26 protein-coding genes are annotated in these 24,907 nt (G+C 48.1%); 15 read left to right on the top strand and 11 right to left on the bottom strand.

Annotated features, from left to right (window positions below):
* Nucleotides 1-3: 3 nt before the first annotated feature.
* Together QFX39_RS01270 and truA are read right to left on the bottom strand one after the other, a co-directional pair.
* Nucleotides 4-1,383, bottom strand: a complete 1,380-nt coding sequence (locus tag QFX39_RS01270) for a DUF460 domain-containing protein (protein ID WP_367185380.1) — start codon at nucleotides 1,381-1,383, stop codon at nucleotides 4-6.
* 65 nt (nucleotides 1,384-1,448) lie between these two features.
* The gene (gene truA, locus QFX39_RS01275; RefSeq protein ID WP_300476640.1) at nucleotides 1,449-2,270 is read right to left on the bottom strand and encodes a tRNA pseudouridine(38-40) synthase TruA; all 822 of its coding nucleotides are present in this window, start codon (nucleotides 2,268-2,270) and stop codon (nucleotides 1,449-1,451) included.
* Between the two features lie 212 nt (nucleotides 2,271-2,482).
* On the opposite strand from truA, the gene QFX39_RS01280 reads away from it, so the two are divergent.
* Nucleotides 2,483-3,400, top strand: a complete 918-nt coding sequence (locus QFX39_RS01280) for a DMT family transporter (RefSeq protein WP_300476642.1) — start codon at nucleotides 2,483-2,485, stop codon at nucleotides 3,398-3,400.
* Between the two features lie 40 nt (nucleotides 3,401-3,440).
* On the opposite strand, the gene QFX39_RS01285 is transcribed toward QFX39_RS01280, so the two are convergent.
* Nucleotides 3,441-4,031: a V4R domain-containing protein gene (locus tag QFX39_RS01285; protein WP_300476644.1), complete on the bottom strand. Its 591-nt coding sequence runs from the start codon at nucleotides 4,029-4,031 to the stop codon at nucleotides 3,441-3,443.
* A 137-nt stretch (nucleotides 4,032-4,168) separates the two neighbouring features.
* Between QFX39_RS01285 and hisA the strand changes: the two genes are divergently transcribed.
* The gene (gene hisA, locus QFX39_RS01290) at nucleotides 4,169-4,909 is read left to right on the top strand and encodes a 1-(5-phosphoribosyl)-5-[(5-phosphoribosylamino)methylideneamino]imidazole-4-carboxamide isomerase (RefSeq protein WP_300476647.1); all 741 of its coding nucleotides are present in this window, start codon (nucleotides 4,169-4,171) and stop codon (nucleotides 4,907-4,909) included.
* A 26-nt stretch (nucleotides 4,910-4,935) separates the two neighbouring features.
* Nucleotides 4,936-5,391, top strand: coding sequence for an FAD synthase (locus QFX39_RS01295; protein WP_300477141.1), 456 nt, complete (start codon nucleotides 4,936-4,938; stop codon nucleotides 5,389-5,391).
* Nucleotides 5,392-5,418: 27 nt separating this feature from the next.
* On the opposite strand, the gene QFX39_RS01300 is transcribed toward QFX39_RS01295, so the two are convergent.
* Entirely contained in the window at nucleotides 5,419-6,330 is a 912-nt protein-coding gene (locus QFX39_RS01300; protein WP_300476650.1) for a transglutaminase family protein, read from the bottom strand.
* 91 nt (nucleotides 6,331-6,421) lie between these two features.
* On the opposite strand from QFX39_RS01300, the gene argC reads away from it, so the two are divergent.
* From argC to QFX39_RS01330, 6 genes are all read left to right on the top strand, one after another.
* On the top strand, nucleotides 6,422-7,423 hold the full coding sequence (argC, locus tag QFX39_RS01305) for an N-acetyl-gamma-glutamyl-phosphate reductase (protein WP_300476652.1): 1,002 nt from the start codon (nucleotides 6,422-6,424) through the stop codon (nucleotides 7,421-7,423).
* A gap of 95 nt (nucleotides 7,424-7,518) precedes the next feature.
* Nucleotides 7,519-8,016, top strand: a complete 498-nt coding sequence (locus QFX39_RS01310; protein ID WP_300477144.1) for a flavodoxin — start codon at nucleotides 7,519-7,521, stop codon at nucleotides 8,014-8,016.
* Between the two features lie 24 nt (nucleotides 8,017-8,040).
* Complete coding sequence (locus tag QFX39_RS01315) at nucleotides 8,041-8,883, top strand: protein translocase subunit SecF (RefSeq protein ID WP_300477146.1); 843 nt, start codon at nucleotides 8,041-8,043, stop codon at nucleotides 8,881-8,883.
* A complete protein-coding gene (locus QFX39_RS01320) occupies nucleotides 8,880-10,088 on the top strand; it encodes a preprotein translocase subunit SecD (protein WP_300476654.1) in 1,209 nt (402 codons plus the stop codon). Before QFX39_RS01315 ends, QFX39_RS01320 begins: the two co-directional genes overlap by 4 nt.
* Nucleotides 10,089-10,106: 18 nt before the next feature.
* Entirely contained in the window at nucleotides 10,107-10,571 is a 465-nt protein-coding gene (gene pyrI, locus QFX39_RS01325) for an aspartate carbamoyltransferase regulatory subunit (protein WP_013296057.1), read from the top strand.
* Nucleotides 10,572-10,580: 9 nt separating this feature from the next.
* The gene (locus QFX39_RS01330) at nucleotides 10,581-12,251 is read left to right on the top strand and encodes a pseudomurein-binding repeat-containing protein (protein ID WP_300476658.1); all 1,671 of its coding nucleotides are present in this window, start codon (nucleotides 10,581-10,583) and stop codon (nucleotides 12,249-12,251) included.
* Nucleotides 12,252-12,493: 242 nt separating this feature from the next.
* Here the strand turns inward: QFX39_RS01330 and QFX39_RS01335 are convergent, their stop codons facing one another.
* The 4 genes from QFX39_RS01335 to QFX39_RS01350 all read right to left on the bottom strand — a co-directional run bounded on the left by QFX39_RS01335 (nucleotide 12,494) and on the right by QFX39_RS01350 (nucleotide 16,564).
* A complete protein-coding gene (locus QFX39_RS01335) occupies nucleotides 12,494-13,285 on the bottom strand; it encodes a succinylglutamate desuccinylase/aspartoacylase family protein (RefSeq protein ID WP_300476661.1) in 792 nt (263 codons plus the stop codon).
* Between the two features lie 128 nt (nucleotides 13,286-13,413).
* Nucleotides 13,414-14,592 carry a GMC family oxidoreductase gene (locus tag QFX39_RS01340; protein WP_300476664.1) on the bottom strand — a complete coding sequence of 393 codons (1,179 nt, stop codon included), beginning with the start codon at nucleotides 14,590-14,592 and terminating at the stop codon, nucleotides 13,414-13,416.
* Between the two features lie 41 nt (nucleotides 14,593-14,633).
* Nucleotides 14,634-15,020 carry a 4Fe-4S binding protein gene (locus tag QFX39_RS01345; RefSeq protein WP_300476667.1) on the bottom strand — a complete coding sequence of 129 codons (387 nt, stop codon included), beginning with the start codon at nucleotides 15,018-15,020 and terminating at the stop codon, nucleotides 14,634-14,636.
* Entirely contained in the window at nucleotides 15,017-16,564 is a 1,548-nt protein-coding gene (locus tag QFX39_RS01350; protein ID WP_300476670.1) for a homocysteine biosynthesis protein, read from the bottom strand. The genes QFX39_RS01345 and QFX39_RS01350 overlap by 4 nt, the downstream gene beginning before the upstream one ends.
* Before the next feature lie 295 nt (nucleotides 16,565-16,859).
* Between QFX39_RS01350 and QFX39_RS01355 the strand changes: the two genes are divergently transcribed.
* From QFX39_RS01355 to QFX39_RS01370, 4 genes are all read left to right on the top strand, one after another.
* On the top strand, nucleotides 16,860-18,224 hold the full coding sequence (locus tag QFX39_RS01355) for a TldD/PmbA family protein (protein WP_300476672.1): 1,365 nt from the start codon (nucleotides 16,860-16,862) through the stop codon (nucleotides 18,222-18,224).
* Nucleotides 18,221-18,799 carry a TIGR00296 family protein gene (locus tag QFX39_RS01360; protein ID WP_300476674.1) on the top strand — a complete coding sequence of 193 codons (579 nt, stop codon included), beginning with the start codon at nucleotides 18,221-18,223 and terminating at the stop codon, nucleotides 18,797-18,799. The genes QFX39_RS01355 and QFX39_RS01360 overlap by 4 nt, the downstream gene beginning before the upstream one ends.
* A 75-nt stretch (nucleotides 18,800-18,874) precedes the next feature.
* Nucleotides 18,875-19,885, top strand: a complete 1,011-nt coding sequence (locus QFX39_RS01365) for an NOG1 family protein (RefSeq protein WP_300476676.1) — start codon at nucleotides 18,875-18,877, stop codon at nucleotides 19,883-19,885.
* Nucleotides 19,872-20,315 (top strand): Hsp20/alpha crystallin family protein, encoded by a 444-nt coding sequence (locus QFX39_RS01370; RefSeq protein WP_300476678.1) that lies wholly within the window; start codon nucleotides 19,872-19,874, stop codon nucleotides 20,313-20,315. The genes QFX39_RS01365 and QFX39_RS01370 overlap by 14 nt, the downstream gene beginning before the upstream one ends.
* 119 nt (nucleotides 20,316-20,434) lie before the next feature.
* On the opposite strand, the gene QFX39_RS01375 is transcribed toward QFX39_RS01370, so the two are convergent.
* Entirely contained in the window at nucleotides 20,435-21,439 is a 1,005-nt protein-coding gene (locus tag QFX39_RS01375; RefSeq protein WP_300476681.1) for an SIS domain-containing protein, read from the bottom strand.
* 1 nt (nucleotide 21,440) lies between these two features.
* The gene (locus QFX39_RS01380) at nucleotides 21,441-21,998 is read right to left on the bottom strand and encodes a thiamine-phosphate synthase family protein (RefSeq protein ID WP_300476684.1); all 558 of its coding nucleotides are present in this window, start codon (nucleotides 21,996-21,998) and stop codon (nucleotides 21,441-21,443) included.
* An 81-nt stretch (nucleotides 21,999-22,079) separates the two neighbouring features.
* Between QFX39_RS01380 and QFX39_RS01385 the strand changes: the two genes are divergently transcribed.
* The gene (locus QFX39_RS01385; RefSeq protein ID WP_300476687.1) at nucleotides 22,080-22,541 is read left to right on the top strand and encodes a DUF2124 family protein; all 462 of its coding nucleotides are present in this window, start codon (nucleotides 22,080-22,082) and stop codon (nucleotides 22,539-22,541) included.
* Nucleotides 22,542-22,552: 11 nt separating this feature from the next.
* A complete protein-coding gene (locus QFX39_RS01390; RefSeq protein WP_300476690.1) occupies nucleotides 22,553-23,224 on the top strand; it encodes a DUF447 domain-containing protein in 672 nt (223 codons plus the stop codon).
* Nucleotides 23,225-23,268: 44 nt separating this feature from the next.
* On the opposite strand, the gene ade is transcribed toward QFX39_RS01390, so the two are convergent.
* The gene (gene ade / locus QFX39_RS01395) at nucleotides 23,269-24,882 is read right to left on the bottom strand and encodes an adenine deaminase (protein WP_300476693.1); all 1,614 of its coding nucleotides are present in this window, start codon (nucleotides 24,880-24,882) and stop codon (nucleotides 23,269-23,271) included.
* Between the last annotated feature and the right edge of the window lie 25 nt (nucleotides 24,883-24,907).

Consider the following 24,907-nt stretch of genomic DNA (forward strand, 5'->3'; position numbering starts at 1 on the left):
TCATTAATGATTTCTTCTTCTCTGAGCCCTGTATTCAGTTATTACCCTCAGAAGATCCTCTTCTTCTCTTTTCTTTCTCTTTTCATTTAATCTGTGTTTCCATTTTTTAATTTCTCTATTTAAATCTTGAGTTTTAACTGAGCCGAAATCATCATGTATCTGAATATCAAGGGATTCCCTGGATATTACAGGCACTTCAGCCTCCTCGAAAACCTCAAGGGCCTGGTGGGACATTCTGTCCTCTGTTATAATGGCACAGGGTTTCAGGTCCATTAATATCCTTGCAGTCTGTGATCCCCCGCCCTCGGAACTTCTGAGGAGAAGCACGTCACCCCTCTTTATCTTCCACCTGGAACAAGCACTCCTTATACCCTCCCTTGTGAAGCTATCAATTATCTTCACAGGTGAGGTGTTTTCCAATGACTCCATATCCTTTATCTGAAGCAGTGAATCAAGATCCCTCTCAAGGGCTTCCCTGCGTTCCCGCTCCTTCGTGTATTTCCTCTGAAGCTTTTCAATGACCTTGAGTTTATGTGATAACTCCCGGTTAAGTAGAAGGTCCCTTGAATATTCATACTGTAACCTTTCAAGCTTTGACTCCAGCTTTGACTTCTCCTTCTCGAGTTTGCTTATCCTTTCCTTAAGGGACCTCCCCTCCCTTTTGAGTTTTTCAATTGTCAGCCTCTGGTGCCTTATAGTTGAACGCTGAGTCCTTATGGTCCTCCTGAGTTTTTCAACGTCTCCATGGGATTTTTCATCCTCAGCTGAAAATTCGAAGGATTCTGCCTCATAACCCCCCTCCATAGGTCCAGAAGAGATTTTATCTGCCTCTTCCAGTTCTTTAAGTGATCTTATTGCTTCTGCAGCTGGTTTTCCCATTATAACCAGGCCCTTGACCTCAAGGGTTTCCCCTGCTGTGAGGCCAGCCTCCTCAACCTTCCTCTCAATTTGTCTCAGTTTCTTTTCATAATGCCTGTAGGCCCTCAAAGCCGCTGCAAGGGCGTCCCTTTCATGGGAGTTTTCCGGTGAATTCTCAGATTCCCTTAGAAATTCTGATACCAGTTCATTCTTGAATGATACTGTTAAAACCTTCTCCGGAGTATATAATTTAGCGTTGAGCATTGAAGCGATCCTTTTAACCGCTCCGGGAGGGGGGTATACGTCCGATGCGACAATTATGGGTTTCCCATGTTTTATTATCTCCTCTATTATGCTGGACCTTGAGGCCTCCTTCATGCTTCCAAGGTAGAGAAGTCTCCCTTCCAGGTCGAGGACTGCCAGACCAACCGTGAGGCCTGGATCAACACCAACTATCGTTAGGGGTTTCGCAGCACCCCTATCAGGATTTTTATTCTGCTGCAGATTATGATCCTCCAGAATTATCGCTTCCCTGGTTACCTATATTCTATAATAAATTATTTAGAGTTTTGGATAAACCAGAGAGGAACCTAGTCAGAGTCGCCTATATGTTTCAGGGAATCTCCCATGACCCTCCTTACCATTGACATGTCACGGTACTTCCTGAATTCCTCCTCAAGTAGGGATCTGAAACGTTCAATGGCATATTCATCATGCCTGAGTTTTATCTTAACCCCATATTTGAGGTCCATGAGGATGAGGTTCTCAGGGGGTGCCGGGTCTATGAAAACCCTTTCTTCTGTATCCAGAAGTTCCGAAACATCATCTGGAGATAGTTCCCCCTCTGAAACCAGGAGGAGGACCCTCACCATTTTGCGTACCATCTGCCAGAGGAAGCTTTCACCGTAGACGTCCACCAGGATGGAGTTATCATCTTCTGATACCCTTACATCATTTATCCTTCTTATAGGATTCCTGTCCCTCCTCCTGGAGAAGTTGCTGAAGTCGTGGGTGCCTCTGAAGTGTTCAGCTGCCTCGGCCATTGCATCGATGTCCATGGACTCCCCCCTGTGTAGAATATAGCGGTAGTGTCTCTCAATGGGGTAGCGCACCTTGAACGGGTACATTACAGATGCCCAGGCAAGGACCTTTATGTCAGGTGGGAGGAGGTCATTTATCTGGTTCACATGGATCTCCTCCTCTGTAAAGAAGCTCACAAAATTCCCCAGTGCATGGACACCCCTGTCAGTTCTACCGGCTATCTGGAAGCGGGACTCTCCAGGACTTCTGATTACGCCAGCCTCTTTCAGGGCATCAAGGAGTTTTCCCTCCACGGTGGGGACATCAGGCTGTCTCTGAAACCCGTGATAATTGGTACCGATATATGCAACCTTAAGTGCTATCTTCTTCATGTTAGATCCCCCTGAAAATGTTAAAGAGCAGTGGACTAATTCGTTATTGATGAATATGCCTTATGAAGCATGACTACTAAAATAACCATACGCTCCTTTCTATATAATCTGCGTCAGCGATATCTGAACCATGATATCATGCCATGTTTTATATGTGATCCTCAAGTTATATTGATTATATTTTGATGATTCACTAACTTTGGGGTACAGGTATGCGAAAGGTCTGGGGTTATCTAAGTATCATAACTGCAACGGTTTTCTTTGGTATGTCAGCAACCCTTGATAAGATAATGTTATCTGAGATGCACCCCATAACCATCGGGGCCTACACATACCTCATTGCGGGTATTTTTCTTTTCATGGTGAGGCAGTCACCCCTCAAGGAGAACATACTTGACGTGCTCAACAGAAGCGGTGAGATAGAGAGCAGAATAACCGGAAGGGATTACCTTTTACTCCTGCTCACAGCACTCCTAAGCACGGTTATTGCACCTGTACTTTTCCTTACTGGTCTTGGTGAGACAACAGCAGTTAACGCATCCCTCCTTTTAAACATTGAGGTTCTCTTCATCATCATCCTCGGCTACCTGATTTTCAGGGAGACGCTCAAATTTAAGGACTTCCTTGGAATAATGCTTCTTGTAAGTGGCGCCGCATACCTCGTCAGTGAGGGTGAGTTTCAGAGTCTCTTCAACAATGTTGTGGTGAGCGGTAACCTCCTTGTTATCCTGGCCGCCTTCTTCTGGAGCCTTGACACAGTCCTCAGCAAATTTTTAAGCAAAAAAAGAGACCTAATCCTTCTTTCAGGTATTAAAAGTTCTGTGGGGGGCTTTTTACTCCTGATTATCATGCTGATTCTTGGTTTGAGCACAGCTCTTCCGCCGGAAATGCTCCCCTATGCACTCATGGTTTCGATTTTCAGTATAGGCTGCTCATTCATCCTCATCTACATTGCAGTAAGGGAGATAGGCGCGGCGATGGTGGGATCCCTGTTCCCTTTATCATCACTATTTGGGGCCATATTTGCGTTTTTAATCCTGAATGAACCCTTTTCAGCCATGCAGGTGGTTTCTGGAATTGTGATGCTCACCGGGGTTATAATTCTCTACTGGAACGGCATGAAAAAATAGGTCAAGTTTGGAGCTCAATCTAGAAAAAGCATAAAATTGATCAGATTCTGGCCCTCACATCAAACTGGCAGAAGGAGTAGCCATTGGTCCAGCAGCGCCTCTCATATGCATCAACCCTTCCCCCAAGTATCTCAGAGAGGGCCCCCGCTATTATACCAGCCTCAAAGAAGCAGATGGGGCGTCCAATATTTGGAAGACCCGAGCACTCGATACACTCATAGACCCTTATGTCCATCGTGAGGTGCCGTCCGTCCCCCTCTTCAGATATCACGTCAAGTATCCCGAGTTTATGCTCCAGCATTAACTCCCCAAGTGATCTGATGTCATCTGCAAGGCCCTCCTCTATGAGCGCCCTTCCAAGGTTCATGCCACCAATGTATGAGACACCTGCAGCTGACCCGGCGATTATATCCGGGATATTGAAATGGCCAAGACGGAAGCTGGATACATACTTGTCGTCCTCTTTGAAAGCTGAAAAATACCTTCTACTCGGATTCAGGAGGTCTCTGAACTCTATATTCTCCTTCAAGGGGCCCCTTGGACCCATAAGAGTTCCATTTCCTGTTTCAGACTTGATTTCATTGTCTGTGATCCTTCTGTATTCCCTGATGAGGGCCCTTAAACCGCTCATTGCAAACACCTACTTATGTCTTAATATATGTGGGTGAAATTCTTAAATATTTTCAGTGGAAAGTGGGTATTAGAACAAGAGGATTCAATGGATTTTTCTGATAGTCCTCTTAACATTACATTGCATCCGTGATTAATATGACCTTCAGAAAGGATAGAATGCTCATAATTCCAGCTGTTGATATAAGAAACGGTAAATGCGTCCAGCTTGTGCAGGGAAAGCCAGGTACCGAGCAGGTTGTGATTGATGACCCTGCCGGTGTGGCAGAAAGGTGGGAATCCCTGGGTGCTGAGACCATCCATGTGGTTGACCTTGACGGTGCCCTGGATTCAGAGAGGAATACCGATATCCTTAAAGAAATCACAGAAAGGGTCTCTGTTCCACTCCAGATAGGTGGGGGAATAAGAAGTAAGGAATATGCATCTGAACTCCTGGATATGGGCTTTGAGAGGATAATACTCGGCACCATGGCCATTGAGAACCCGGAGGTTATAGGGGATCTCTCAGGGGAATACGGTTCAGACCGTATAATGGTCTCACTCGATAGCAGAAACTCAAAGGTCGTTATAAGGGGATGGACAGAGAATATAGAACATACAGCAGTGGAAATGGGCAGAAAACTCCAGGAGAAAGGGGCTGGAAGTATACTCTTTACAAATGTGGACTTTGAGGGTCTTCTCTCCGGATTTGATCCAGAACCTGTGATTGAGCTTGTGAACGCCGTTGATGTGCCCGTTATTTACTCAGGGGGTATCAGCAGCATTCAGGACATCGAGGATCTCCAGAAAACAGGTGCCGCTGGGGTTGTTATTGGCTCAGCGATTTATAAGGGCAAGATAGACTTCAGGGAGGCCTTAAAATATCAGGAACTGAAATGAACAGATCCGTTGATGAGCGAACTGAAATTAAAACCGTCATGGCAACAGGCACATTTGACATAATCCACCCGGGACATGGATTTTTCCTTGAGGAGGCAAAGAAACTTGGTGGAGAAAACGCCAGACTGGTGGTTGTACTTGCAAGGGACTCCACGGTAAGGGCACGTAAGAGGACACCCATCATAGGTGAAAGGCAGAGACTCGAAGTTGTAAGGATGCTAAAACCCGTTGATGAGGCCCACCTTGGCAGTGAAACCGATATGTTTGAGATAGTTCACAGATTGAAGCCTGATATAATCGCCATAGGCCCCGATCAGAAGTTCGATATCCATGAACTGAGGGATGAACTCAGTAGAAGGGGCCTTGAGTGTGAGGTTAGAAGGGTGGGCAAATACAGAAGATCCGAACTTGACAGTACCTGCAAGATAATAAAAAAGATACGGAAGATGGAATTTGATGAGGATGCCCTGAAAAACTGCTAAAAAATAAAAAATTGAATATTTGAGATTCTAGAATGGCAATTCAGCGTAAACACCCTTTATGAATGCGCTGGAGGTGTCCCAGTTTTTTATCGTGCCGAGCGTGTTTGAGAAGCTTGTTGCGTCTGCGTCATACCATTTTCCGTTGATATATAACTGTCCCCAGACGTGTCCATAGGTGTTTCCGCTTCTAAATACGCATTTACCATGCATGTACCTTGCGGGTATGTTTGCAGCCCTTGCAAGAGCAACCAGAAGATGTGTGTGGTCACAGCAGTTGGCTGACCTCTTCTGGAGTGTCTCAACCGCACCGTTTCTTGTATTGTAGTAGAAGCTGTAGTCTATATTATCCCTGACCCAGTTGAATATGCGGACAGCTTTCTCATAGGTTGAAGTGCACCCTTCAGTGAGGTTAGAACTTAGAGAAGAAATTTCAGGATCCGAAACCTGGCAGTTTTCTGTTTCCCTTAGGTAATCACCCATCTCAGCATATCCGATCCGCGTAACCTTTCTGTAGCGTGTCTCTGTAACCCATCTGTAGGTTTTACGGTACTTGGTCACATAGGTGTAGCTGTAGACGTACCGTACCCTGTACTTTCCATTCCTGTAGTAGTACCTCTTTATGGGTGTTTTAACCTTCAATGTGTAGGGCTTCATGTAGGAAACCTTCACCCTGACAGTATACGGGACATACTCGTGGTAGGTGTAACTCACTGTTGTTGATGGAGATACCTTTGTGTACGCAGAGGTACTGGCTGCTGTGCTGTTAACCGTTGCATTGGATGTTATATTTGAATCAGCTGCACTCACATACCCTGCAGGCAACACTGCCACCCCGAGAAGTAGCAGCACTGCAAATATCGAGTGACGCTTAATTTTACCGCCTCCATTGTGGGGGTAACTCCTCCCCCGTGGACATTCAAGAATTCTATGCCATGCCATTTATAAGTTTTTGGTCCATTCAAGCAGAATACAACCTTATTTAAATGCATTCCACCAAATTAGTAATAGTTAATTAGCAAAGGTGATTGACGTGATCAGTGCGGGTATTATTGGAGCCAGCGGATATACAGGTGGTGAACTCCTCAGATTACTCGAGAACCACAGTAGGGTGGAGGTGGTGGCTGCAACCTCAAGGCAGTACAGGGGTCTTCCTGTATCGCGGGTACATCCCCATCTACAGGACACTGACCTGAAATTCGAGGATTCCATGGAAAAGATGGACGCAGATATCGTTTTCACGGCCACACCCCATGGAGCCTCCATGAAGATCGTTCCGGATCTGATAGAGAGGGGCATGAGGGTTGTGGATCTCAGCGGGGACTACAGGTTCCGGGACACCAGGACATATGAGGAGTGGTATGGGATCAAACATGAAAAACCCATTGAAGCGGTCTATGGTCTTCCCGAGATTCACCGGGAGGCGATAGAATCTGCAGATCTTGTGGCGAATCCCGGATGTTTTCCCACAGGTGCAATACTTGCATGTCTCCCCCTGGTTTATGAGAAGCTTGCTGACACCTTCATAATTGATTCAAAGACAGGTGTGAGTGGTGCTGGGGTGAAGCCAACCCCCCTTACCCATTACCCTGAATGCAGTGACAATGTTACCGCCTACAACGTGACAAGACACAGGCATACGCCTGAAATAAGACAGGAACTTTCAAGGTTCAACCCTGTGAGGCTCAGCTTCACCCCACACCTTGTCCCGGTAACCAGGGGCATCCTCACAACCGCACACGCCTTCCTCAGTGAGGACCTCAGTCAGGATGAACTCAGGGAGATATTCCAGGGTTTCTATGATGGAGAACCCTTTGTCAGGGTTGTTGATAGGATGCCAGTGCTCAGTGCTGTGAGGGGTTCAAACTTCTGCCACATAGGATGTTTTGAGGTGGATGATAACCAGAGGGCCGTTATAGTCTCTGCCATAGACAACCTTGTGAAGGGTGCCTCAGGTCAGGCCATACAGAACATGAACATAATGTGTGGATTCAGTGAGGTGGAGGGCCTTGACTTCCCTGGAATGCACCCATGACCTCTGGATTCCAGGTAAATTATTAAGGGAACAGAAAATTATATTATAAATAAATGGATCAGATTATCTGTTAGGTGATGAAGCTGAGTGATACAATGAAGACATGTGTGATCTACTATTCACGCACAGGAAACACTGCAATGGTGGCAAAGACACTTGCAGAGGAACTGAATGCTGATCTAATTGAAATCAAGGATCTTAAGGATAGAAAAGGATTTTTAAGTAGTTTTAAGTCCTCAATAGATGCTTTGAGGGAATCAAAGACCCCGATCAGTCCAGAAAGGGTTGAACTCTCAGAATACGATCTCATATACATTGGCACCCCAACCTGGGCCGGTAAGCCCGCACCTGCAGTGATAACCTTCATTGACAGGGCCGACTTCATGGGAAAGGACGTGATACCCTTTACAACCATGAGCAGACAGGGTGGTGAGGGGGTAATTGAACGCATGTCTGAAAAGATAAGAGCCCGCGGGGGGCGTATAGTGAATTTCTTCATACAGAAAACCGGTGGAAAGGAGCTTATCCAGGTAAGGGAGGATACACTCAAGATTATGGCAGAAAAGGACCTGAAGATATACAGCTCCAGATGATGAACTGCCAAAGATGATCAGGTGATAACATTGATTGATAGGATGTTCAGATCATACAAGCCGCTCATAGCAATACCTGCAGCCATAACACTGCTTGCCCTTCTCCTTGTGGTTTTCCATGGTCTCAATGAAAGCGTGGACCTCAGGGGTGGGGCGCTCGCAGACCTAACCCTCGAGAAGAGCATCAGCGGTCCAGAACTGGAATCACTCCTCAGGGGTGAACTGGGCCTGGATGATGTGAAGGTGCTCTCGGTGACAGGGGAAAGGGCAACGGTACAGTTCGGTACCGATGTGGATGTTGTCAGGGTGAATGAGGCCCTTAAGGGAACCGCAACCATAAACAGTTACAAGTCGGTCGGACCCGTCCTGAGCAAGCAGGCGCTGAATCAGATATACTGGGCCGTTGGATTCGCATTCCTCTTCATGTCAATCACCGTCTTCATAGTATTTCGGGATCCGATACCATCCATTGCTGTTATCCTTGCAGCAGCTTCCGACATCATAATAGCGGTTGGTGGTATGTCCGCCTTTGGAATACCGCTCTCACTTGCCTCAGTCGGTGCCATACTCATGCTCATAGGTTACAGTGTGGACACGGATATTCTCCTCACAACCAGGATCCTGAAACAGAGGAAGGGGGACATAAACCAGAGGGCTCTTGGGGCCCTAAAAACAGGCCTCACCATGTCCATATCAGCCCTAGCCTCAATGACAGCCCTGTACCTGGTCACTGTCTTCCTTATGCCTGAGGCACAGGTCCTGAGTAACATAGCCGCTGTGCTCATAATAGGACTCCTTGCAGACATCATAACCACCTGGCTCATGAACCTTGGAATTCTAAGGTGGTACCTGGAGGTTAAAGCATGAACAGGAAGGTTTCAAAATTCCTCAAAGATTACAGGGTTATACTCCTCCTCGTCCTTGTTGCAGCTAGTATAGCTGCGGTGTCAACCCTGGGGATCCAGCAGGGTCTCGACCTCAAGGGGGGTTCACTCATACAGATACAGCTTGAAAAGCCGGTGGATGCTGCCACAATGAATACAGTGACAAGCGTTCTGGACAAGAGGCTAAACATATTCGGTGTCAAGGACGTGAAGGTGCGTGCCAGTGGCGATCAGAACGTTATAGTTGAGATTGCAGGTGTCCAGCCTGATCAGGTTGCGGACATAGTTGGGACACCCGGTAAATTTGAGGCCAGGATAGGAAACGAAACCGTCCTCACAGGGGCGGACATTGTGAGTGTCCAGGCACCCATAATCACAGCCAATGAATGGGAGGTGCCCTTCAAGCTTTCAACTGCAGGGGCTCAGAGGTTCGCCGAGGCTGCCAGGGGCAAAGCAGGGCAACCAGTCAACATGTACCTGGATGACCGTCTGATCACCTCCCCTGAGATTTCACCGGAGGTTGCAACAGGAAAGCCGACCACGGACGTCCGTATAACAGGGGCTGAGAACAGCAAGGAGGAGGCTGAGGCTCAGGCCAAGGAGATAGAGACACTCCTGAAATCAGGGTCTCTTCCTGTGAAGGTTAAAATTGTTGGTGTGAGCAGTGTATCCGCTGAACTCGGAAAACAGTTTGCAGAGGGTGCACTCATCGCCGGGCTCCTCGCTGTCCTTGCAATTGCCGTCATACTCATAATACGCTACAGGACCCCCATCCTTGTTGTGCCCATCTTCATGACGACACTTGCAGAACTCATAATCATACTGGGTGCGGCTGCTGTTATAAGGTGGAACATTGACCTTGCGGCAATAGCAGGTATACTGGCAGCCATAGGTACCGGTGTGGATGACCAGATCATCATAACAGACGAGGTGCTGGCAGGTGAGGGCAGGAGAACCAGACGTAAGTTCAGGATAAAGGACGCATTCTTCATAATATTCGCATCTGCAGGTACCCTGATAGCCGCAATGCTTCCACTGGCCTACGTGGGCTTTTCAAGGGGTGCCACGGGTATAGGTCTCCTTTCAGGTTTCGCATTCACCACCGTCCTTGGGGTGCTTATAGGTGTGTTCATAACAAGGCCGGTGTATGCAAAGTTCATTGAAACCTTCAATCTGGGTAAAAGGTGATCTGAAGGTGGGTATGAGATGAAGAAACCCTTTGAACTGCGGGTCAAACCAATAAAGAACGGGACGGTTATAGACCATATAACCGCCAACAGGGCCCTCAATGTACTCAACATCCTTGGATTACCTGATGGGAGGAGCAAGGTGACGGTTGCCATGAACATGGATTCATCCCAGCTTGGCTCCAAGGACATTGTTAAGATAGAGAACAGGGAACTTGAGTCATCAGAGGTGGATCAGATAGCCCTGATAGCCCCGCGGGCCACCATAAACATCATAAGGGATTACAAGATTGTTGAAAAGGCCAAGGTGAGGCTTCTGGATGAGGTCAGGGGCATCCTGAGGTGCCCCAACCCCAACTGTATCACAAACAGCGATGAGGGCGTTGAGAACAGGTTCTATGTCATATCAAAGGAACCCGTGATGCTGCGATGCTATTACTGTGAACGCCTCATTGAGACCGAGGAGATAGAATCCCAGTTTTAGGGTGATTCCATGAGAGAGATTAAGGTATCTGCACTGGTCATCATGTTCCTCTTTCTTGTATCGCCTGCAGCCGGTGCTGTTTTTGTAACCGATTCATCCCATGCCATTATAACGGCACCTGCAGCGGCACATACAAAAAGCGGACTTGTGGTGAGCAGTTACACTCCAGAGAAGTCCGTCCTCAAGTATGTTAAGGGGATGGACACAGTTGTTGTTGGTGACGTTAAGGTTAACGGGACCCGTATCCCTGCAAGGACATCCTCCCTCTCACGTTACTGGAGCAGAAGCAACGTGGTTGTCCTTGGAACCGGGTCAGACATCTCAGCAGCCTATGCTGCAATAAAAAATGATGCGCCCCTCCTTATAAGTGGAAAAACGCTGCCATCAGCCACCAGAACTGAAATAAAACGTTTGAAGCCCAAGAAGATAATCATATGCGCCCCTGCATCAGCCATACCCTCATCATCACTGAAGGGCCTTGGCATACCCTACCAGAGGGTTTGGTATGGCAGTGATTCAGCCACACTGAGCGCCCTTCAGCCAAAATCAGGACCAAGGGTTATGGCACCCAGGTCGCTTCTCCCAGTGGCGATGACGCTCTGGAGATCAGGCGTATTCTCCACATCCACATCAGTTAGAGTCAATGGAACGGTTCTCTGGTCATCAGGTTATCCAACCACATCCGTTATAATGAACCGCTACGCCTCAGGTACGCCGGAGACCATATACATGAGTTCAGACAGGCTGAATGGTGTTAATGGAAGAACACTAATGGAATCCATAAAGGCAGAGATAGCAGGGTCAGCCAGGGTTATAATAGATGAGAGGTCACCTGCCCCCGGGGAAGCCGACCGTGCCATTAAGAATGCCCCCCCAGGCTCTCTTGCCGTTTACATAGCGGCTGCATGTCCCGGGACGATGTACAGTACCATCTCAGGGATAAAATCAGGTTACCTCAGATCATACGCATCCAGGCTCGACGGCGTGGCCTATGTGAACTACGGTAGCCTCAACCTTGAGAAGACCAGTTACCTGTCAAGGGCCTGGGATGATAACTTCTCAAATGTCTACTTTGCAGGTATCAGTAAACCCTCAGAGTACCTCAGGAGTGCAGGTATTCTCCTCCTGGAACCAAAGGTTTTACCCCAGAGCCAGCAGGTCCACTTCACAGCAATGAATCTCATCGACTACGCCTACTCTGCAGATGGCGAGCACATGAGGACCGTGAATTCATCAGTTTACATCGCAAGGCATGAGATCGATCCAACCACTCTTTCAGCAGATGCCCGCCGCATAGTCAGTGGTAATACAACCGAAATGTCCCGGGAGGAGTGGGTCTACCTTGCATCCCAGTACATAGCAGGGCTTCCCATCAGAAAGAACACAACTGCAATATCAGACGCCAGTTCATCAAGCAACACCTACACTGGGACACTCACAAGGTCTGAGTACCGTGATGCTGCAAGGAGGGTCTATGAATTCGCAAAGACCAACAGGAGGCTTCCATCCTATGTTTCAGTGGGTGATAAGAAGCTTGGAAGGGACGAGTACACACTGATGTTTGCACAGATAATCCAGAACCACACAGATAAGAGCAAGATGGTGTTCCCATCATCTGTTAAGGTGGGTGAGAGCCTCATTGAAACTGTGGTCCAGTTCATAAAGGACCTCATAACATAGATGTGCCAAAAACATCTTTTTTAATTTAAAATACCCTTTTCGGCTCTTTTAATTTAATATGCTTTTTCTGCAAAATATAACGGATATGGATAATGTTCCAAAAAAGGAAGGAACAGATTATTCCCCCACAGCAGATGCCTCTATACCTATAACTTCGGCTCTGGGGAGTTCCACAATAAAATTACCTCTGTTAAGAGGCCATTGAACACCCAAATTATCTTCCCTAGGTATGGTGACCTCATTCAGATGATGCTGTTGTACTTAAGGAAGGCTATCATCTGGGTGTAGGATTTTGTAACACTACCCGATGCAACTGAACCATGGGGTGACCTGACCTCCCCTGTAACTGCAGGGATACCTGCAAGGTTGCAGACATCCTCAAGGGCTCCTGGATAATCCTTACCTGCCACCTGTGATGGTATGAGGGCTGATCCACTGTAGCGGCTCATATATGATGCCATCCTGTAGCTCTCATAGGTTGGTATCCTTGTGCAGAGAATCGATGTTTTCCCTGGCACTCCACCGGGCCTTGTTGAGTGGAAGTCCCCCACGGCACTCACACCCCTTGAAGCAGCCAGCTGAACTATCCTGTTGGATGGTGTGCCCCTAACATTTGCAATGCTGTTGGGGTTCTTACCATTCCAGTACCTGGAACTCCGGGCAGTGGACGATGGTATGAGGAACGGTACAACGTAGACCGTCCCGTTTATCCTTTTACCTGCAAGATAATTTATGAGTTTAACAGCGGCAATTGAAGCTGGAAGTTCATTTCCATGGACACCTGCAACTATTATAACCTTCCTGCTACCATTTCCAAATGTGAACATTGGAGTGCCCTTTTTTGCAGCCTGAAAAACCTCTGATGTTACAGGTGTGCGGGGAGAGTAGTTCCTGATGTAATAGTTCTTTGATACATCTCCCCCTGTACCTGTATAGATGATCTCGGTTTTGAGTGCTGAAACCACGGGCACAGATGAAAGGAGGAATGCGACTGTAACAAGAATGGTTAGAAATTTCAACGGTGCTTTTCTCATAAATCCTCACCTTCCCTACCATATATTCAGCATCATATATTGGTTTTTGGTTCCGAAAAAACTTAATAAATTTGTCTTCCTTAACGTCCAGAAAATAAAAATTGTGAACTGGTTAAAAAAGCTAAAAGTTATAAATAAGATGCCAGGTGCCTTGCAAGGCGCCTTGCAAGTGCCATGAGGGTGAGGATCGGCGGTGCCCCTGGTGCCTCAGGCAGAACACTGGCATCGGCCACAAAGAGGCCCTGAATTGATGTTTCAAGGTTCTCGTCCACAACATCCCCTATGGCCGCTGTACCCCCAGGGTGGGCTCCCCGGGGGCGTGTGGATCGTAGGGTATCTGCCCTTACACCCGCCTCAGATAGAACCGCCCCTGCAAGGGCAGCGCCCTCAGCGAGATACCTCACATCCCTCTGGGTGTGGTGCTTCACAACCCTATCAGCCTCCACACGGCCGCAGGCCTCATCCCTTATCTTGACCATGAGCCCCAGGACGTCAACCCTATCCCTCTCAGGAAAGAGGAGGGTTGAGAAGTGGGGTGAGAGTATGAAGCCGTCCATTTCAATGAGTGCATTCATCTGGACCTCATCACAGAACCCGATCCCATCAAATATGCCCCCCACCGTAACGAAGGTGTCCATGAAGAACTTTCTCCCTGCATCAATACCTGCCCTCATGAGGATCCTGGGGGTTTCAACTGCCCCTGCTGCCAGGACAACGGTTTCATCATGGAAACTGCCTGCTGAGGTTTCAATACCCCTGACCTTCCCCCCCTCCAGAATCAGATCCCTTGCCTCTGTCTCCTCAACCAGTACAGCGCCATGTTCAATTGCCTCATCCATGAATTCCCTTGCAGACCACTTGGCACTTTTGGGGCAGCCAAAGGAGCATTTACCGCATGGTCTGCATTTTTCGGCCCTTATGAACTTTGGCATCCTCCTTATTTCAAGCCCGAGGGACTCTGCCGCATCCATGAGGAGTGCGGTCCCCCTCCCGATGTGTGTATCAGGGAGTTCCCGCACATCAAGTTCCCTTTCAATGGCATCAAGATCATCTGTTATATCAACACCATAATCCTTCAGCGTGTCCTCAAGGACCCTTACGGCGTTACCTGCTGCCACCAGCGTCGATCCGCCAACGCAGCTTGTTTTGAGGATGTCAGGGTCATCTGAACTCTCATCGTAGCACAGAAATGCATCCCCATCCTGAACGTAGGGGCCCCTTTCTATTACGGTAACATCAAATCCTCCCACTGCAAGTTCCCTTGCAAGGGTTGCCCCTGAGGCCCCTGAACCGACTATGAGAACCATCAATTCACCTTTTCTTCAGGATCTGAAAACCGGATCTGGTTTCATTCAAATAGCATTATGGCCCTTGTAGGGCATGAGTTCACACAGAAGCTGCATCCTATGCACTTCTGGTCGTCAATCCTGATCTCCCAGTCGTCCTCGATGCATATGGCGCTTACAGGACAGAGTGAGACGCAGGCCCCGCAGTCCACGCACTTCTCCCTGTCCTTTTTTACCACCCTCATTGCGGGGTGAACCTCAATTCCAGCGTCCTCTATGAACTCTATTCCCTTCCTCTCCTCCGGACCGCTTATCTCAACGAGCATCTTACCCCCACGGGGGGTGATGTTGGCACGGAGTATGTTGAAGTCAATGTCGTACCGCTTTATTGCCTCTGAGATTATGGATTTGTTAACGATGTTAGGTGAGAATTTAAGCCAGGCCTTCATATTGACTCTCCCCTATTCTCCAGTTTTCCTATCAGCCTTGAAATATCCTCTGCTGTGATTATACCCTTCACCCGGTTTTCCTCATCCACTATCGGTAAACCAGATATGTTATATTTATCTATACGTCTTGCAACAACGTCAACTGGTTCATTTTCCCGTGCTACGATTACCCTACGGGTCATTACATCCTTAAGGCTTTTCTTGCCCCTTGCAACTGCATCTGCGATGTCCCATGATGTCACAATACCCCTGAGGATACCCTGGCTGTCAACAACAGGTATATGGTTTATGCTGTTATCAACCATCTTCCTTGCCACCTCCCTGAGGTCGTCATCCTCATGGGTCATTATGACGGGTTTGCTCTCGAGTTCCCTCACCATTATTGAGGGTCTCCTTATTTCCAGTGGCCTTGTGGAATGCCCCCTTGATGGTAGGGGTTTCACCGGCTCTGTGAGGAGGAAATCTCCCATTTCAATCCATGATTTCAGTTCCTCTGCAATCTCCCTCGCCTTTTTAAGTGATGAAAGTGGAGATGTCGGGACCTCAACACCATTTATTTCAATTTTACCTGATCTCAGCTCCTTATAGTTTGTTTCCATGACAACTGGCCTTGATCTTCTTGGAACACCGTAGTCTATCACCCTGCAGACTATTTCCTCATCTGATATTCCTGTTGCCGCCGCTATATCCTCATTGAGCACTGGGATGGGTATCCCCGCCCCAACATAGAGTGTAGGGCCGTACCTTGGCATGGTCGCCCCCCTCACGTATTCAGGGTCCATCTCCTTCATATCACCCCTTACCATGAGGGTCCCTGCAGCTGAAACAGGAACACCATTATTTCTATCCACATCCGTTGAGTGCTGTGTACCCTCCCCGATTATATGGCCCTCTGCACCGCAGAGGAATATCTTTGTGCCCACCCCTATCGTCTGGAAGTAGGGGTCGTTGAGGAGGGGGCTCAGTTCCCCTGCACTTGAATATGTCACATTACCGTAATTTGGGAGGAGTGTTCCCATGTAGGTGTAGAGGGTCTCCTGGGTTGAATTGACGGCAACTGCATAGTTCTGGTAGCAGTTTCTGGGGTTCACCATTACCGCCTGGTTTATTGTATCAAGGCTTATGAGGGTCTCCACACTTTTTAATGGGTAGCAGTCGGTACCGTAGGCCTCTGCAACCAGTTCTATCTCCTTTCCCCTTATGAGGTCCTCTATGACATGTGAACCTCCATAACTGAGGCCTATCTCAGGGTCCCTGTTTGGCTGTGTTGCCCCTATGTAGGCGTCCACAGCTGCAAGTCCAGAATATGCCTCCACACCATTCAGGTACGTCTTCGACATCTTTATTGGTGGATCAGAGTGACCGAAGTTGATGAAAGCGCCTGATGAACACATAGCACCAAATGTACCGGTTGTAACAACATCAACTTCCCTTGCAGCATCTTCTGGTCCGGTTTCAGCCACGATTGCTGTCATCTCAGCTGCGGTTACGACGACAGCATCCCCATCCCTGATCTTCTGGTTTATTTCCTCAATTGTTTTCAATATATCACATCCGGTGCTATCTGTAAAATGAACTGATTAGTTGGTATATGGGTGTTCATTTAAATATTTATCTAATCCACTGAATAATCCCGATCTAAAGAATTACCCCTCCCTAAAACCCAATCCATCAAGGCCACACACAGCAATAACTTCCTCATGCAAGTATATGCAAACCATAAGGCCCCGCTGACCACATCCTCATAGACTGCAAAGGCAAGAACCGCCAACATGCAAAAGAATCATAAGGCTCCACCAACAGATAAACCTAAAGAAACTTCTTGAAGGCTGATGGGAAATGGATATCGATATGGATCATCTGGAGAGGGTAATCAGCGGTATAGCTGAAAAGGTAGAATACGCGGACATAAGGGCAGGGACCTCATCTTCAAGTTCAATTATACTCAAGGACGGCAATGTACAGGAGGTCAAGTCAGGAGAGGCTGCAGGGTTCAGGATAAGGGTGCTTAAAAATGGTTCATGGGGATTTGCCTTCACCGACGAACCAGAGGAACTGGAGGGAATGGCACTCCATGCTGTTAAGATGACTGAATCCCTCAGGGGTGATGTTGAGGTCGGTTCACTGCAGCCCCAAAACGATAAGACAACCATTAAATCATCAAGGATGCCCTCAGATGTTCCAGCAGATGAGAAACGGGAGCTTGTATTTGAGGCCCACCATGCGGCATCGGTTGATGGGGTTGTGAGCACCACCGTGAGCTACGTTGATATGGAGAGTTCAACCGTTTTCCTCAACTCTGAGGGATCCTGCATAGAGATGAACGATTCAAAGGTTGCTCTGTTCCTCAATGCCGTTGCATCCGACGGTACCAGCATCCAGTTTGGCCATGGTAGCTGCGGCGGTACAGGAGGATTTGAGATACTTGAAAGAGAGGACATCGAAGAATTCGGGCGCAGAACAGGTGAGAAAGCGGTGAGACTCCTATCAGCAGATTCACCACCCTCAGGGCGCTTCCATGTAATAACAGACCCTGAACTTACAGGTGTCTTCATACATGAGGCCCTGGGGCATGCAGCAGAGGCTGACCTCATACTTCAGGGTGACTCAATCCTTGAGGGCAGGCTCGGTGAGAGGATCGCCTCAGAGTCAGTGACAATAGTTGACGATCCCACCATTGATGGTTTTGGTAGCTACAGCTACGATGCAGAGGGTGTGGAGGCATCAAGGACAGTTCTTGTGGAGGACGGCACCCTCAGATCACTCCTGAATTCCAGGGAAACAGCCTTCAAGCTTGGACTTGAACCATCAGGAAATGCACGTTCAGCCATAGGGGACCAGCCCATTGTCAGGATGAGCAACACATTCCTTGAACCAGGAGACCTATCATTTGATGAACTCCTTGAGGATGTGCGTGACGGCATTTACCTGCGGGGTTCAAGGGGAGGTCAGGTTGATACAGGCAAGGGAATATTCCAGTTCAATGCGGCTGAATCATTCAGGATAAGGGATGGTGAGATATGTGAGCCCCTCAGGGACGTTTCACTCTCAGGAAACGTTCTTGAGACCCTCATGAACGTTGATGGTGTTGGGTCAGACTTCAAGCTTGGGATTGGCTTCTGCGGCAAATCCGGACAGAGCGTCCCTGTGGGTGATGGGGGGCCCCATGTGAGGACACTGAATGCAATGGTTGGTGGAACATGAAATCCATATCAAGAGAGGAGGGAAAGCTGCTTATTGAAATTGCAAGGAGTGTTATTGAGGAGCACCTGCGCGGCTCCGAAACCTTCAGATTACCAGGAGATCTTCCTGATAAATTCAGGGAGAAAAGGGGAGTATTCGTTACACTGGAGAAGAATGGTGAGCTCAGGGGATGCATAGGTTACCCTGAACCTGTAATGACCCTCATAGATGCCCTCATCGACGCCGCCATATCCGCGGCCACACGTGACCCCCGGTTCCCGCCTGTTGAGCCTGAGGAACTTGATGAGATAGAGGTTGAGGTCAGCGTCCTCACACCACCCACCCCCATCAGGGTTGAGAATCCTTCTGAGTATCCCCAGAGAATAAGGGTTGGTGTTGATGGCCTCATCGTTGAGAGGGGATGGGCTAGGGGCCTTCTCCTGCCACAGGTTGCAACAGAGTGGGGATGGGACGCTGAGGAGTTCCTCTGCAACACCTGCATGAAGGCCGGACTCCCACCTGACTGCTTCTATGACCCCCAGACAAGGGTTTACAGGTTTCAGGCCCAGATATTCAGTGAAAAGGACTACAGATAAATCCAGAATCATACCCCTGAGGTTCACCACACATAGATACATATCCAGAGTTATTAATAGAGAAGAGTGATTTTCATGATAATACCAACAGTTCCAACAGCAGATGAACTCCTTGATAAGGGATTCAGGAGGGCTAGAAAGGCCGCATCCCTCAAGAGGAGTTCAAAGATCCCTGGACAGAAAAAGGCCAAGATCATTGAATCCACACGCATCCAGACAGCATGCCAGGTTATAAGGGACCGTCTGAAGATGATCATCCAGCGCATACCCGATATAGAGTCACTGCCGGAATTCTATCAGGACTACATCGATGTAACAGTGGGTGTGGACGACCTCAAAAAGTCCCTTGGAGCACTTAATTGGGCTGTCGGAATACTCAATCAGCTTGAATCAGATTACATGAAAAAAATCAAACGTTCAAAGCCATCGGATGCATCAAATCTGAGAAGAGAGGCCTTTGGTAGGATATCATCAGTTGTAAGAAGAATTGAAGGGGACCTTGACTTCCTTGACTTTGCAAAGAACAGACTCAGAAACATGCCCACTGTGGACTTCGATGCATTCACGGTTGTTATAGCGGGCTTCCCAAATGTGGGGAAATCCACACTCCTCAGGACACTGACAGGTGCAGAACCAGAGGTTGCTGATTACCCCTTCACCACCAAGGGTATACAGATAGGCCACCTTGAACGTAAATGGCGGAAAATTCAGGTAATAGATACACCGGGGCTTCTTGACCGGCCGGTTGAGGATATGAACAACATTGAACTCCAGGCCATGGTTGCCCTTGAGAACATAGCCGATGTCATACTCTTCATATTTGACGCTTCAGAAACCTGCGGATACACGCTCGAAAACCAGTACAGCCTCTACCTTGGCATAAAGGGTATCTTTGAAACACCCATCATCACGGTTTTCAACAAGATGGACCTTGCAGAAAATGTTAAGTATCTGGAAGAATATATTAATATGGTTGAGGAACCACTGATGGTGTCTGCATTCCAGGGCAGAGGGGTCTCCGAGATAGTAAAAAAACTGGAGGGTTTATATGAAAAAGAAACTGGAAAAACCCATGACAATGTTTGAGAAAAGAAGATTGATGGCTGAGAAGATGATGGAGGATATGATAAAGAACATGAGGGAGATGCAGAAGGAGTTCGAGAAGAAGATATCAGAGTACACCGAGAACATACCTGAAAAGCTGAACATGGACGTCATAGAGACAGATGATCAGATAATCATAAAGACGGACCTTCCCGGTGTTAAGAAGGAAGATATAAACATAGAACTCACAGAAAACACTATATCCATCTCTGCAGTCTTTGAAGAGGAAGTTGAGGTCCAGGAGGCCAATTTCGTCAAAAAGGAAAGGAAGTATGGTGAGGCAAGAAGGGAGATGAGGCTCCCTGAAAAGATAAAGGTTGAAGAGGCCAAGGCCAAATTTGAAAATGGTGTCCTTACAGTTGAACTCCCAAAGGTGGAGGTCAAAAAGAAACAGGTCCTCAAGGTGGAATGAACCACCTACTATTTTTTTGTTGCCACTGAAACTTAGGACTGATTTTGCTGGCCAACTAAAGAAAAACCAGTTCACATTACTTTAACAGTTCACATTACTTTAAAGAAAGGAATAATTCATTAGTATCTGACCTTGCCGATATGCCTCGTGCTTCCAGGATCCTCACCATTGAAGTGGGCAAGGTAGTATACAAACCACTCAAGGGGAACTGCAAGCACAAATGGTGAAAGCAGTGAATTGAGGTCAGAGTAATCAGACATCCTGAATACTATATTCAGTGCTCCAAGACTTTCACAGAACCTCAAAGCCCTCTCTGTAAGCTTATCACCCGGGAAGCCTGACTCAAGGAATATCACCGGCACCCCCTTCTCCACCCTCTCAATGAGTCCATGCCTGAATTCGCCTGAATACAGGGGACAGGCATGCTTCAGGGCGCCCTCCATGAGCATGGTCATGGCAAGCTTGTATGCCAGTCCATAGTTTGGGCCGCTCCCCATACAGTAGAATATATCCTCCCCTGCATGCTCCTCTGCAAGACCCCTGCAGTCATCCTCGGTGTCCCTGAGGAGCCTCCCGATCTCATCAGGTAGCTCCTCAAGTTCTGAGAGTAGCTCCTCAGATAACTCATCGGTGTGCATCTCAAATAATATCCTGTAGAGGGCCAGAAGCTGTGTCATGTAGGTCTTGGTGCCAAGTATGGCCTCCTCTCTGCCGCAGCGGGTTATTATGGTATTCTGGGACTCAGAGGCCATGGTACTTTCAGGTTCATTTGTGATAGTCACCGTTTTAAGTCCAAGTTCAGTGGCCCTTCTAAGTGCCGCGAGGGTATCTGCTGTCTCCCCGGACTGGGATGTGAATATAACCACAGAGTCCCTTTCCTCAATCTTTCTGTGGTAGTAGAATTCATAGCCGGTCATGACATCAATGTTAAGATCATAGTTCATTGCAACTGCATCCCTTGCACTGTAGCATGTTGATAGTGAACTTCCACAACCAACAAGGTATATGCGTCTGCAATCAGCAATATCATCCGATATCCGGGACATCCTGCCCCCCTCAGCCTTAAGGGTCCTTTTAAGTGATCCTGGCTGTTCCATGAGTTCTGTGTACATCCGGTACTTCATTTCATCTCCCCAAAAGTTTTTCATAATCCTCTGCTATTCCAAGGGCCGCCTCTGCAACTTCAACTGCATCCTCCCCTGTGAGGACAACCATTGGCTCCTTGCCCCATGTTCCCCTGTGGTATATGACATCAGGGGGTGATTCTGAATTCCTTATGGCCTCCTCAACACCCCAGGGTATGGTGCCACCCTCGACCTCCCGCACCTCTGGGGGCTCCCGGCTACGGTCATATGCTGAGACCACCATTCCATGGTCCTCACAGATATCAATTATACTTTCATCAAATTTAATATTAAGTGCGCTTCTCTTCCAGGAAAAGTGCCTGTTGAGGGCTATTATGAAACGGGCCATGTGAGAAGATGCCCCGAATTCAGGTTCCCTGCATGCGAAGGCCCTCCCACGGAACTCGGTGATTCTGCCAGGTACCGCCACAACATCCTCGATGCCGCGGGGATTTTCCCTAGCCATTACAAGGTTAGACCTCACCTCAGGTACGAGAATCCCGAAGCATTCAGAGGATGATAGCATCTCAAGGGCCAACTTAACGTTCTCTATTTCCATGATATCACTCAAAGAGAATATTCCAGTAAAATAGTTATAGGGAGACCATTAATTTATAACTATAAGTTTCGAGGTGTCAGTATGGAGAAGATGAAGGAATTCAGGGGTATAAAGGAACATCTCGGTGTATTCCGGGAGGCTGTTAATGATGCTGATAGGATAGGCTTTGCAGGTGTACCCGGGGTCTGCACACCATTTGCCAAGCTATTTGCATACGCCTCAAGGGACAAGAACAACATATTCATACCCAACACGGACTTTGAAAGGGCAAGGACACTGGAATTAACAGATTACGGTGTTGAGCTTGGTGAAATGGAATCCGAAAAGGTTGATGTCCTCGTGCTGCTGGGGGGACTCTCAATGCCAGGTATAGGTTCAGATATTGAGGACGTTAAAAGGCTCGCTGATGAGGCCCTTGTTGAGGGCGGGATGCTCATGGGAATATGCTACATGGACATGTTTGCAAGGGCTGGATGGTACGACCTCCTGGATTTTGACTGTGTCATAAACGCAGATATAGAGGGTTTTGTCCTCAGAAGGTGATATGTATCGATTTGAAGAGAAAACATCAAGATAATGGGACATCTGAGGGCGCAGGGTACACACCGGAATCCAGTCTGATGGCCCTTGATATGGTCCCCGGCCAGCTATATGAGACCCTGGTTGTAACATGGGATGAATTAATGAGGGGGAATGCCGCCCCCATCGGAGTCCTCTGCACCGGTGAGCGAAGTGTGACCCTCTACCTGTATCCCGGAACCCACACACTTGAGAATATGCTCAGAAACAGAAAATTCACGGTAAACGTGACGCTGGATCCCCTCATCTTCACCGAGGCCGCCCTGGGTGATCCTGGCGATGAGATGTTCTCATCCCACAGGGGATACCTTCACCTCCAGGGTGCCGATGCATTCTTCACCGCGGAGGTTGACTCCGTTAAGAAGGTGGTAAGGACTGACCGGTACGGTGAAACAGAGATCCAAATCGTGAATGCCAAGGTCCATGAGATTTTCAGGGGTGAAGATTTCAGAATCGTCCTCAACAGGGGAATATATGCTGTTATAGAGTCACTAATAAATTACACCCGGTCCGGCTTCATGGACCCCCATGACCTCATGGGCCGGATCCGTGAAATGAACAGGGTTGCAAGAAAGGTTGGGGGACCCCGTGAACGGGAGGCCATGAAAAGGATAATAAGGGAACTTGAATCGAAGGGGTTTAAGTGACCAGTCACTGATACCTTCAGAACAGAAAACCAGGGCCCCAACAATCACCCAACAATAACATCTACGAACCGGAATTCATCCACACTGAAGAGACCCCTATCACTTATTTTCAGTTCAGGGATAACAAGAAGCGAGAGGAACGACATTGTCATGAACGGCGCGCTCAGAGTGCAGCCAAGTTCATGAACAAAATCATTGAGGTCCTCCATCAGGGATGCAACCTCCACTGCATCTCCATCTGACATTAAACCTGCAACTGGTAGTTCAAGGATCCTTTGATCATCATCTGAAACAGCCACGAGCCCCCCACCTGTTTTTCTGAGCATATCTACCGCCCTCTTCATGAGTTCTGAACCCGTGCCCACTGTGATGACGTTGTGTGAGTCATGGGCCACAGTTGATGCAATGGCCCCCTCCTTAAGTCCAAAGCCATGAACGAATCCATTGGAGATGTTACCCTTACCATAACGATCCATAACCGATACCTTAAGTACATCCATGGAGGGGTCAGGGGCTACGAAACCATCATTTACCCCAAGTCTCTTCTGTAACTCCCCTGTCACTATCTGGCCATCGAATACATCAATTACCCTGACAGTGACCTCATCATCATCTGATTTCACCTCAAGATCCTCTGCAGTGAAGTCAACGATGTCAAGGCGGTTCATCTTCCTGTGACTGGTTTTAGGGGCTCCCCGGTATCTTCCATTCTCTGCAACGACCCTTCCATCAATGTAGACCCTCTTAACATTGAAGTCCCTTAGGTTATCAACCACCACCATGTCAGCTGCCCTTCCAGGTGCTATAGCCCCTGTGTTGAGGTTGTAGTGATCTGCAGGGTTCAGGGTAGCCATCTGCACGGCTTTAACAGGGTCAACACCGTATTCAACAGCCCTTCGGAGTATCCTGTCCATGTGACCCCCCAGGAGGTCTGCTGGGTGGATATCATCTGATACGAGGAAGTCACAGTCGACGGCTGCAAGATCCCTGAGGTTCCTTGCACTGGAGCCCTCCCGCGCCATTATCTTCATTCCAAGTCCCCTCTTCTCAAGGGCCTCTGCGGGACTCACACATTCATGTTCTGTGGATATACCGGCCCCTATGTATGCACACAGTTCATCACCTGATAGGAGGGGTGCGTGGCCATCCACCGGCTTATTGAGTTTCTTTGCAGCATCTATCTTCTCCAGTACCTCCACATCGCCTGCTATAACACCAGGAAAGTTCATCATTTCGCCCAGTGCCACCACAGAGTCCCTTGAAAGGAGATCCTCTATCTCCCTGGCTGAGAGCTCTGCGCCTGATGTCTCAAAGGGTGTTGCAGGTACGCAGGATGGTGCAGTGAAGTAAAATTTTAGGGGTGTTTGCGAAGCATCCTCCAGCATGAATTCAACACCCTCAACACCCATAACATTGGCTATCTCGTGTGGATCAGAAACAACAGCAGTGGTGCCATGGGGGATTGCAGCGACTGCAAAGGATGATGGGGTGAGCATTGAGCTTTCGATGTGGACATGGGCATCCACAAAACCCGGGAGGATTATATCGGTGAAGTTCCCCTCCACCCTCCGGACACATTTTATCACACCACCTGAAAATTCAACCTCAGCAGGGTATATATCCCCTGTGAAGACGTTGAGGATGTTTCCCCTTATCATTTAAGCCTCCAGGATGTTCATCTTA

The sequence above is a fragment of the Methanothermobacter sp. genome, assembly GCF_030055425.1.
Classification (GTDB): Archaea; Methanobacteriota; Methanobacteria; order Methanobacteriales; family Methanothermobacteraceae; genus Methanothermobacter.